Below are 10,692 nucleotides of genomic sequence, written 5' to 3' on the forward strand. Positions count from 1 at the left end.
GGGGGAGGCGCCGCCGGCAACCCGGCGGCGCGCACCCTCAGCGCTTCACCAGCGAGATGATGAACAGCAGGATCACCGCGCCCAGCGTGGCGGAGATGATCTGGCCGATGACGCCACCCACCACGAACACGCCGCCGAACAGGAAACCGCCGATCAGGGCGCCGACGATGCCGACCGCGATGTTGCCGATCAACCCGAAGCCGTAGCCCTGGAAGAGCTGCCCCGCGAGGAAGCCGGCAATGGCGCCGACGATGATCATCCACAAAATGTTCATGTGTTTTCTCCCCATCCCCTGCCGGCTCCGTCATCCCCGGATGCGCGACGCACCCACTCTATCCCTCCGCGAGCGGCACGGAAACGACAACGCGGGCTTGACCGCGCGATCCACCCAAACCCGCCCGGACCGGCCCCATGCCCCGAAAGAGGGACTATCGCCTTGGAATTCTTCTCTGCTACGCTGCAATGCGAGATAGCCCCCAAATGACGTGACCGAACGGTCCGCACGAGAGGAGAGGACGAGCGCTATGGCCCAGACGGCAACCGCCGACGCGAGCGATGCACCGGTGAAGGACCTTTACGAGCTGGGCGAGATCCCGCCCCTCGGCCACGTTCCGTCCAAGATGTATGCCTGGGCGATCCGGCGCGAGCGCCACGGTCCGCCCGAGCAGTCCTTCCAGCTGGAGGTGGTGCCGACCTGGGAGCTGGGCGAGCAGGACGTGCTCGTGCTCGTGATGGCGGCCGGCGTCAACTATAACGGCATCTGGGCCGGCCTCGGCGAGCCGATCTCCGTGTTCGACGTGCACAAGCTGCCCTATCACATCGCCGGCTCCGATGCCTCTGGCATCGTCTGGGCGGTGGGGTCCAAGGTGAAGCGCTGGAAGGTGGGCGACGAGGTGGTCGTCCACTGCAACCAGGACGACGGGGACGATGAGGAGTGCAACGGCGGCGACCCGATGTTCTCCCCCTCCCAGCGGATCTGGGGCTATGAGACGCCGGACGGCTCCTTCGCTCAGTTCTGCCGGGTGCAGGCGCGCCAGCTGATGCCACGTCCCAAGCACCTGACCTGGGAAGAGAGCGCCTGCTACACGCTGACCATGGCCACTGCCTACCGCATGCTGTTCGGCCATCCGCCGCACGACGTGAAGCCGGGCGACTATGTGCTGGTGTGGGGCGCCTCGGGCGGCCTCGGCGTGTTCGGCGTGCAGCTCGCCGCCGCCTCCGGCGCGCATGTGATCGGCGTCATCTCGGACGAGACCAAGCGCGACTATGTGCTCGGCCTCGGCGCCAAGGGCGTGATCAACCGCAAGGACTTCAAGTGCTGGGGCCAGCTGCCCAAGGTCAACTCGCCCGAATACACCGAGTGGACCAAGGAAGCCCGCAAGTTCGGCAAGGCCATCTGGGACATCACCGGCAAGCGCGACGTGGACATCGTGTTCGAGCATCCCGGCGAGCAGACCTTCCCGGTCTCGACCCTGGTGGGCAAGCGCGGCGGCATGATCGTGTTCTGCGCCGGGACCACCGGCTTCAACATCACGTTTGACGCCCGCTACGTGTGGATGCGGCAGAAGCGCATCCAGGGCTCCCACTTCGCCCACCTCAAGCAGGCCTCCGCCGCCAACCAGTTCATCATCGACCGGCGCGTCGACCCCTGCATGTCGGAAGTGTTCCCGTGGGAGCGCATCCCCGAGGCGCACACCAAGATGTGGAAGAACCAGCATGCCCCCGGCAACATGGCGGTGCTGGTCAGCGCCCCCCGCACCGGGCTGCGGACCCTTGAGGACGTGATCGAGGCCGGTCCCAAGAAGTAAGGCCCAGAAGCAAGGCCCCAAGGAAACAAGGCCACGGCCGAGGCGCCCCCCTGCCCGGGCTCGGCCCGGGCCTTCACGGGCAAGGGCGGGATGCGAAAGGCCGGGTGAGCCCGGCCATGACCGCCGGGGCCCTTGTTCCAGGGCCAGCCCGGCGGCGGCCGTTCAAGCGGCCCCGCGCCCCCTCACGCCTCTCCTCCCAAGCCGTTCCTTCCCCAGGCAAGCCCACGGCCCGAAGGCCGGCGGCGGCGCCGCCGCGCGTCCGAAGCGGCGCGAGGCCCTGGACGGCGCATGATTGGAGGGGCGTGATTTTGGAGGGACGTGGGATTGGCCCTATGCTGATGCCGCTGCGACATCCGCACCATCTGCCGTTCGGGGGACGGGCCATCTACCGGAACGATTTCAAGACCTTGCAGCTCTTCGTTGCCGTCTGCGAGCTGAACAGCCTCGCGCGCGCCGCCGAACGCCTCGCCATCGCCCCGTCCGCGGCGACGCGCCGGATCCAGCTGCTGGAACACGATGCCCGCACGCCGCTGCTCGATCGCCTGCCGCACGGCGTGCAGCCGACCGCCGCCGGCCAGACCTTCCTGCGCTTCGCTCGCGACATCCTCCACTTGGTGGACCGGGCGGACCATCTGCTGATCGAGTACGAATCCGGCATGCGCGGCTATGTGCGCGTGGCCTCGTCGAGCTCGGTGCTGCTGGCGCGGCTCGCCTTCGATCTGTCGCGGTTTGCGACAGCGCATCCGGATATCACCCTGGACCTCGAGGAGCGGGGCACCGAGGCGACGCTGGAGATGGTGCGGAGCAAGCAGGCCGATATCGGCCTCGTCGTCTGCGGCGCCGAAACCCAGCCGCTGGAGACGTTCCCCTTCGGCGGCGACCGGCTGGTGCTCGGCGTTCCGCTGACGCACCGGCTGGCGCAGAAGGACAAGCTGCGGTTCGCCGACTTCATCGCCGAGGATTTCGTGACCCTCGGCCACGGAACCGCCGTGCGCCGCATCCTCGCCGAGCAGGCCCGCCTCCTCGGCGCGCCGCTCAAGGTGCGCGTGCAGGCGGCGAGCTTCGGGGCCATGGCGCTGATGGCGAGCCAGGGGCTCGGCGTCGCGGTGATTCCAGAGCCCGCATTGCTGCCGCTGCAACAGTCCTACCAGCTCAAGGTCATTGAAATCGACGAACCGTGGGCGGGACGAAATTTTGTGCTGTGCGTGCGGACCGTGCCTGAATTGGACCCACCGGCCAAGCGGCTGCTCTCGTTTCTGCTCAAGTGATCACCAATTCGAATTCTGCGAATCCTGGATTGATGTAATTCGCCTTTATCGATCCCGGCACGAGTGACACTCCTTTTCATCCCAACGTCATCGCGCCGCGCAGGTGCTGGGGTGAAATGGTGCAGATGTCTTTTCGGTCCAGTTGGTTCGACCTCCCGCCGGCGGCCCGCTCCGCCGAGATCGGGCGCTGCTTCGCCGCCGCCGCGGTGATGGGGCCGCGCCTGAACGCCACCGTCGCCCTGTCCCCGGCGCCCCCGTCCTCCGTCGCCCCCTCTACCCGCCGCGGTGCCGGCTTCGGTCCGCTGAAGGGCATGCCCTATGTGACCAAGGACATTTTCGACCGGGAGCGGCGCCGGGCGGAATGGGGCGGATGCCGCGCCCCCGGCCCCGCCGGGGCCGATGCCGGCATCCTGCGCCGCCTCGACGCGGCGGGCGGCCGCGAGGTCGCGACGACATCCCTGAGCGCCCTGGCCTACGAGCCCTCGGGCTACAATGCGGCGCTCGGCCGGGCCCGCAACCCCTGGCACCCCGGCGTGGTCAGCGGCGGATCCTCCAGCGGCTCGGCGGTCCTGGTGGCAGCGGGGGCCGCCTATCTGGGCATCGGCTCGGACACCGGCGGCTCGATCCGCGTCCCCGCCGCCTGCTGCGGCCTCGTCGGCCTCAAGCCCGGATGGGGCGCCCTGCCGGTGGACGGCGCCATGCCGCTGGCGCCGAGCCTGGACGTGATCGGGTTCATGGCGCGGTGCTCCACCGACCTCCTGCGGGTCTGGGCGGCGGTGGCGGACGCCGGCGACGACGGCGGCACCATCCGGTCGCTGGCCCTTCTGGAGCATGCCGCGGCCACGGCCGTCCCGGCGGTGCGCCGCGGGCTCGCCGCCGCGCTCGAAACCCTGGCTGCCGCCGGCATCGGGCATCGGCTGGCGGACTGTTCCCACGTGGTGGCGGCGGCCGATGCCGCGAGCCTCACCATCATGCAGGCGGAGGTCGCCCGCACCCATGGCTCCGCCGAGGGTGCCGCCGCACTGGGCGACCGCGCCCTCGCCCGCAGAATCGAGAAGGGGCGGGCCATCTCCGACGAGACCCTCGCCGCCGCGCGCGCCGCGCGGCCCGGCCTGCGCGCCGCCTTCCTGAAGGGCCTCGCGGGCGCCGACGCCGCGGTGCTGCCGGTGATGCCCATGCCGGCCCCCCTCGCCTGCGACGTCGATCCGCGCGACCCGGACTTCAGGCCCCGCCTGCTTTACGCGATGACCAGCCTGACGCGCTTCGTCAATGCGCTGGGCCTGCCGGCGATCGCCGTTCCGGTCGGGTTCGATGGCCGCGGCACGCCGCTGGCGATGCAGGTGATCGGGCGGCCCGGCAGCGAGCCGTCCCTGCTGCGCCTCGTCGCCACCTACCAGCAGCTCACCCGCTGGCACGAGCGCCGGCCGCCGGTCTGTGCCGCCGCGTCGCTCAAGGATCGGTGCGCATGATCCCGGCCGAAAGCCCTCCTCGCCCGCGCGCATCTGCGCATCTTCGACATGTCGCAGGCCGTCGCCGCCACCGCCGACCCCACCGATGGCATCCCGGAGCTTCCGCCATGGGAAGCCGCAGGCGAGCCGGAATGACTTGAACAATGAAATAAAAGGCGGCGGATTTTCACAAGCCGCCACCTTTTTCTGTCGTCAGGCCTTGATACCGGTGATGGATGCGCTCACCGCGCGCGGGTCGCGCATGGGCCAGCGCCCGCTGTCCACCTGGGCGAGGAACGCACCGACGATGCGGTTATATTCCTCCGGCTCCTCGATATTGATGGCGTGGCCGCAATTGGGCATCACCGAAAGGGCCGCCGAAGGAATATTGCGCTTCATCAGGATGCCCGGAAGCAGGCAGGGCCAGTCCTCGTCGCCGGTGATGACGAGGGTCGGCGCGGAGATCTTCTTCATCTCCTCGACCATGGTGTAGAGCGAGGGGCGGAAGCGCTGGACGCCCCGCTGGGTGTTGGCCGACCCCACCGCATCATGGCTCGCGAGAATCTGCTTGAACTCGAGGAAGCCCCGCGGATCCTTGTTCTCGAACTGCACCCGCGTGGGCCCGAAGGCGTACCGCTCGGCGAACGCCTCCATGCCCGCCTCGGCGATGTAGGCGGCGATGGTGTCCGCCTCCGCCTGGAAGCGCGGCTGCTCCTCCAGCTCGGCGCCGTAGCCGCAGCCGCCGATGCACAGGGACAACGCGCGATCATGGTGCCGGACGCCGAAATGCAGCGTGGCGAAGCCGCCCATGGACAGGCCGATCACATGCGCCTTTTCAATGCCGATGCCGTCCATGACGCTGGCGATATCGTCCGCGGCCCGGGCCTGGGAATAGGACGCGACATCCTCCGGCACGTCGGACGGCGGATAGCCCCGGGCATTGTAGGCGACGACCCGGTAGCGCTTGCCGAGATAGCGCAGCTGGGGCTCGTAGCTGCGCAGGTCGCCGGCGAATTCGTGGACCAGGATGACCGGCGTGCCGGCGCCGGTCTCCTCGTAATAAAGCTTCACGCCGTCGTCGGTGGTCACATGGGCCATGGGCCGCTCCCGTTGAGGTCAAATCGTTCGATGCGGTGGGGCGAGCGACACCGTGCGGCTCAGGCCGGCGACGGCTCGGCGCCGCTGGGGGACTGGGGTTCCGGCGCATCGAGCGCGCCCACCACCCGCGCGATGACACGGTGGGCGTGCCGGATCATCTTGACGGCTTCCCGGCGCGCGAGGTCCGCCTTGCGCGCGGAGACGGCCTCGAACACCTTGCGGTCGCCGTCGAAGGCGAGGTCGACGATCTCGCGCGTGTTCTGGTGCGCCAGGTAGCGATAGCGCAGCGCCTGTTTCTCGATGCCCGAGACCAGGCGTTCCAGGGTGTGGTTTCCCGATGCCTGGTGCAGGGCGCGCGTGAACGCCACGTTGCGCTCGAAGAAGGTGTCCACATCCTTCTCCGCCATGGCGGCGCGCATCTCGTCCAGAAGGCCGGACAGCGTGGCGAGCGCTTCTTCATCCGCCGCCCGCGCGGCCTCGGCGGCGACCAGCCCTTCCAGCGCCACCCGGCATTTGTAGACCTCGTCGAGGTCGGCGATGCTCATGGGCGCCACCCGCACGCCGCGCCACGCCGCCCGCACGATCAGGCCGTCCGCCTCGAGGATCTGGAAGGCATCGCGTACCGGCGATCGGCTGATGTTGAAATGGGCGCACAGATCTTCCTCAATCAGCCGCATTCCCGGCGGCCAGCGCAGGTAGATGATGTGATCGGCGAAAGCGCGCGCCACTTCCGCCCCGATCACCTTCGGCACCACGAAGTCGGCGGCGCCGCGCTTCATTCGATCGATCACCGGAAAACCTTTCGTACCTTGTGCGGAGGCCGGCCCGCTCCGGCGGCCCGGCAAGACTGCCCGTGCATGGGCCCGGCCGCCGGCGCCAGGCTGACGCCCGCGTAGCAAAATCGGATACAATATACTATCTTCGATTTGCAGCGCACACCCGCGCGCCCCTCCCGTCCCGAGAAATGCGAGACATCCCATGAGCATGGTCGACGCCGACACGGACCCGGCTCCGACCGGTTCCGCGGGCAAAATCGCATCCGTAGACTGCTTCCCGGCGTGCCTGCCGCTGAAGAAGCCGCTCGTCATGTCCACCTACCGCATCGACGCCGGCCCGGTCCTGTTCGTCCGCGTGCGCACCCGCGACGGCGCGGAGGGCTGGGGGGAAGCGGCAGCGAGCCCGATCATGTCGGGCGAAACCCTGGTCGGCATGGTGGCGGCGGTGCGCGAGATGATCGCGCCGCAGATCATCGGCCGCGCGGTCGCGGACCGCTCGGCCGCCTGCGCCGCGATCCGGCGCGGCATGTACGGCAATCGCGGCGCCCTCGCCGCCGTGGACATGGCCCTGCTCGACCTCGCCGGCCATGTGGCCGGCGTGCCGGCGGTGGATCTTCTGGGCGGCGCGCTCCGGCGCAGCGTCGAGCCGCTCTGGCTCATCGGCGGCACCGGCGAGAGCGACCGCGACGTGGCCGATGCCCTCGCCCTGCACGCGCAAAGCGTGCGCCGGTTCAAGCTGAAGGTGGGGATCGCATCGGTGTCCGCAGAGGCGCAGACCATCCGCCGCCTGCGCGAGGCGCTGGGGGAAGACTGCCTCATCGCCGCCGACGCCAACATGGGCTGGGACGTTCAAAGCGCGCTGCGCTTTGCCCGCGCCGCCGCGCCCTTCGCGCTCGCCTTCCTCGAGCAGCCGACCCCCGCCGGCGACCTGGCGCGCCTCGCCGCAGTGGCGGCCGGGTCGCCCGTGCCCATCGGCGCCGACGAGAACATTCACGCCATCTCCGATATCCTGCGCCATCACGAGGCCCGGGCCGTGCGCGGTGTCAGCCTCAAGACCATCAAGCTTGGTGGCGTCACGCAGGTCGTGTCCGCCGGCGGGCTGTGCGACGTGCTCGGGTTGAGCATCAATCTTGCGATGATGATGGAATCGAGCCTTGCGGCCTCTGCCATGGTTCATGCTGCCTGCGCCGTGCCTAATCTGGACTGGGGCCTGAGCCTTGGGAATCTTTGGCTCGCCGAGGACCCGGTGGTGGTTCCCCTGGCGTGCCGGGACGGGCGGGTCCATTGCCCCTCCTCCCCCGGCCTCGGCGTCGTTGTTGACGAGCGCCGCCTCGCAGCGCTCGCCGCTTGAGTGAGCCGAGGGCCCTCCCCCGTCGCTCCCCGTGTTTGGCCCACCACGGCGGTTCCGCCAGGGAGGCGGGCTCGGGACTTGGACGTCAGGATTTGGGCTTCGGCAGCTCATAGTTCACGGCGTCGGGCTTTACTTCCTTGAGCAGGTCCGGATAGACGAAGTTTTTCCAATCCACGGGCTTGGCAAGCTTTCCAAGGCCCTTGAGCTGGGCTTCCTGGAGCTCGAAATTGTTGATCGAGCCCTGGTCGAGGCGCATGTCGAAGCGCACCTTCTTCACCAGCTCCAGCGTCAGCGCCTTGTCGAGCTTGAGGAAGGTGGCCACATGGCCGGCCGCGGCCTCCGGATCCTTGGTGATCAGGTCGCTCGCTTCCACCATGGAGCGCATGAAGGCCACCGCCGCCGGCTTGTTCTTCTCCGCCCAGCCCTTGTTGACATAGACATAGACCCGCGGGCTGAGGATGCCGTCTGAATTGACCACCACCTTGGTATCGGGAATGGCCTTCACGGCACGGGTCAGCCACGGCTCCCAGCTGGTGAAGGCATCGATGTTGCCGCGCTCCATGGCGGCGATCATCTCGGGGGCTTCCACCTGGACGATGGTGTAGTCCTTCGGATTAAGCTTGAGCTTGTCGACCATCGCCAGCCAGAACACCTCGCTGCCGGAGCCGCGCGCGACGCCGATGCGCTTGCCTTTCAGCTGGTCGATGCTGGTGTAGCCGCGAGCGACCATGCCGTACCACTGGCCCATGAGCGCGCCTTCGGCCGCCACGACCACGTTGGGATCGATGTTGAAATTCTGGATGCCCGCCTGCTCGGCGCCGAAGGCGGACTGGATCTGGTTCTGGATGACGAAGGCCACCATCGCCGAGCCGCTGGGTCCGGTGTTCAGCTGCACGTTGAGGTCGTTCTTCTCGAAGATCCCCGCGAGCTTGGCCACGTAGTATGCGGAGAAGGATGGATCGACGCCGGTGCCGATGGTGATCTTCGTCGGCTCGGCCGAGGCCGGCGCCACGGCGGCGGACAGGGCCAGCACCGCCGCCGTGACCGCGGCGCGGACCGTCTTCTGCAGGATGGTCATGATGAACCCCTCTGGTTGGTCTTGAAGGTCGCGGATGCGGACCCCCGCATCCGCGCGTGCGTGATCCGTGCTCACGCCACCGGGGAGAACCGGCCGGCGAAGCGGAAGATGGCCCAGCGGAACAGCCGGTCGGTCAGGAGGCCGAGCAGGCCCAGGCAGAAGAGGGAGACGAAGATGTCGTCCACCAGCATGAACATGCGCCCGTTCCACAGCATCACCCCGAGGCCCTCGTTGGCAGAGATCATCTCGGCCGCCACGATGGTGGTGAAGGAATTGGCCATGGCGAGCCGCATGCCGGTGAGGATGAAGGGCACGGTGGCGGGCAGGCTCACATAGAGGAAAATCTGCCACGGCCTGGCGCCCAGCGCCTGCGCCGCGCGCACCTTGTTGGGCGAGATGGAGGCAACGCCTGCCGCCGTGTTCAGGATCACGATGAACACGGTGGCGTAGATGATGAGGAAGATCTTGGATTCCTCGCCGATGCCGAACCAGATCACCGCGATGGTGATCATCGCCACCGACGGGATGAAGCGCAGGAATTCGGTCCACGGCTCGGCCAGCTGGCGCACGATCTTGAAGCTGCCGATGGCGAGGCCCACGGGGATGGCGATCATCGAGCCGAGGATGAAGCCGACCATGATGCGCATCAGGCTCGCGGCGACGTTCTCCACGAGCACGCCGCTCTTGAGCAGCTCCAGCGCCTTCAGGAACATCACGTGGGGCGGCGGGAAGAGCACCGACTGGACCAGGAACACCGAGGCCACGTGCCAGGTGACGAGCAGTCCCAGGAATCCCACGGTGGCCGGCCATACGGCGGCAAGGACGTCCGCGGCGCGGCGCAGGAACATGGAGCGCGACCTTTGCATGGGAAGGCGGGTTTCGACGGCGCTCATGCGGCCACTCCCTGGGCCGCCTTTGCGACCTCGTCCCGGATGATGCTGTAGACGACGTTGAAATACTTGGAATACTGCGGATCGGTGCGATCGCGCTCGCCCTTCAGATCGATGTCGACGACCTCGCGCAGGGTGCCGCCCGGCCCCGCCGACATGACGCCGACCCGCGTCCCGAGCAGGATCGCCTCGTCCACGTCGTGGGTGATGAAGAGGACCGTGCTCCGGGTGGCGAGCCAGATCTTGCGCAGCTCGCGCTGCATGATGTAGCGCGTCTGCGCGTCGAGCGCGCCGAAGGGCTCGTCCATCAGCAGCATCTTGGGCTCGTTGACGAGGGCGCGGGCGATCTGGATGCGCTGCTTCATGCCGCCGGAGAGCTCGGAAGGGTACTTCTCGTTCTGGCCGTTCAGGCCCACGAGGCGCAACGCCGTCCGGGCCCGCTCGCGGCGCTCCGCCGCCGGCACGCCGCACATGCGCAGGCCGAACTCGATGTTCTCCTGCGCGTTGAGCCAGGGATAGAGGCTGTCGTCGCCCTGGAACACCACGCCGCGATCGCGCGAGGGGCCGCGCACCGGCTTGCCGTCGAGCAGGATCTCGCCGGAGGTGGCGCTCTCGAACCCGGCCATCATGCCGAGTACCGTCGTCTTGCCGCAGCCGGACGGCCCGAGCAGGCAGAAGAATTCACCGCGCTCGATGTCCAGATTGAAGCGGTTCACCGCGACGGACAGCCGTCCATTGCGTGGCGAGACAAACGATTTGGTGACGTCCCGCAATTGGATGAAAGCCATGGTTCTCACCTCGATGGGGCACTGCGCCCGGCCTGCGCCGGAAAGCGAAGGCGAAGCGGAGATGCCATTGATCCCCGGCGACACGCGTCGTTCGTCACACGACCCAAACTTTATGCAATCGGCATGCCAATATTAAATATAATTCAATCGCGAGCGCTATTATTTTCGCGTCACATCTATAGGAAAT

Annotated in this window: 10 protein-coding genes; 4 read left to right on the top strand and 6 right to left on the bottom strand. The window is 68.0% G+C overall.

Features of this window, described 5'->3' with window-relative positions; translation table 11 throughout:
- Nucleotides 1-37: 37 nt before the first annotated feature.
- Nucleotides 38-274, bottom strand: a complete 237-nt coding sequence (locus EZH22_RS01060) for a GlsB/YeaQ/YmgE family stress response membrane protein (protein ID WP_408647657.1) — start codon at nucleotides 272-274, stop codon at nucleotides 38-40.
- Nucleotides 275-524: 250 nt separating this feature from the next.
- On the opposite strand from EZH22_RS01060, the gene ccrA reads away from it, so the two are divergent.
- The 3 genes from ccrA (at nucleotide 525) to EZH22_RS01075 (ending at nucleotide 4,545) form a co-directional block, all read left to right on the top strand.
- Entirely contained in the window at nucleotides 525-1,808 is a 1,284-nt protein-coding gene (ccrA, locus tag EZH22_RS01065) for a crotonyl-CoA carboxylase/reductase (RefSeq protein WP_203193984.1), read from the top strand.
- Between the two features lie 332 nt (nucleotides 1,809-2,140).
- Entirely contained in the window at nucleotides 2,141-3,076 is a 936-nt protein-coding gene (locus tag EZH22_RS01070) for a LysR family transcriptional regulator (protein WP_203193985.1), read from the top strand.
- Between the two features lie 125 nt (nucleotides 3,077-3,201).
- Nucleotides 3,202-4,545, top strand: a complete 1,344-nt coding sequence (locus tag EZH22_RS01075) for an amidase (RefSeq protein WP_203193986.1) — start codon at nucleotides 3,202-3,204, stop codon at nucleotides 4,543-4,545.
- A 192-nt stretch (nucleotides 4,546-4,737) separates the two neighbouring features.
- Here EZH22_RS01075 and EZH22_RS01080 read toward each other — a convergent pair whose 3' ends face one another.
- The gene (locus EZH22_RS01080) at nucleotides 4,738-5,622 is read right to left on the bottom strand and encodes an alpha/beta fold hydrolase (protein ID WP_203193987.1); all 885 of its coding nucleotides are present in this window, start codon (nucleotides 5,620-5,622) and stop codon (nucleotides 4,738-4,740) included.
- Between the two features lie 59 nt (nucleotides 5,623-5,681).
- Nucleotides 5,682-6,413: a GntR family transcriptional regulator gene (locus tag EZH22_RS01085; RefSeq protein ID WP_203193988.1), complete on the bottom strand. Its 732-nt coding sequence runs from the start codon at nucleotides 6,411-6,413 to the stop codon at nucleotides 5,682-5,684.
- Between the two features lie 187 nt (nucleotides 6,414-6,600).
- Here EZH22_RS01085 and EZH22_RS01090 point away from each other — a divergent pair, with 187 nt between their 5' ends.
- Nucleotides 6,601-7,749, top strand: a complete 1,149-nt coding sequence (locus tag EZH22_RS01090) for a mandelate racemase/muconate lactonizing enzyme family protein (protein ID WP_203193989.1) — start codon at nucleotides 6,601-6,603, stop codon at nucleotides 7,747-7,749.
- 85 nt (nucleotides 7,750-7,834) lie between these two features.
- On the opposite strand, the gene EZH22_RS01095 is transcribed toward EZH22_RS01090, so the two are convergent.
- The 3 genes from EZH22_RS01095 to EZH22_RS01105 form a co-directional block, all read right to left on the bottom strand.
- A complete protein-coding gene (locus EZH22_RS01095; protein ID WP_203193990.1) occupies nucleotides 7,835-8,827 on the bottom strand; it encodes an ABC transporter substrate-binding protein in 993 nt (330 codons plus the stop codon).
- Nucleotides 8,828-8,898: 71 nt separating this feature from the next.
- Nucleotides 8,899-9,720 (bottom strand): ABC transporter permease, encoded by an 822-nt coding sequence (locus tag EZH22_RS01100; RefSeq protein ID WP_203193991.1) that lies wholly within the window; start codon nucleotides 9,718-9,720, stop codon nucleotides 8,899-8,901.
- On the bottom strand, nucleotides 9,717-10,505 hold the full coding sequence (locus EZH22_RS01105; protein WP_203193992.1) for an ABC transporter ATP-binding protein: 789 nt from the start codon (nucleotides 10,503-10,505) through the stop codon (nucleotides 9,717-9,719). The genes EZH22_RS01100 and EZH22_RS01105 overlap by 4 nt, the downstream gene beginning before the upstream one ends.
- Nucleotides 10,506-10,692: the final 187 nt, after the last annotated feature.

Source organism: Xanthobacter dioxanivorans (assembly GCF_016807805.1).
Lineage (GTDB): Bacteria > Pseudomonadota > Alphaproteobacteria > Rhizobiales > Xanthobacteraceae > Xanthobacter > Xanthobacter dioxanivorans.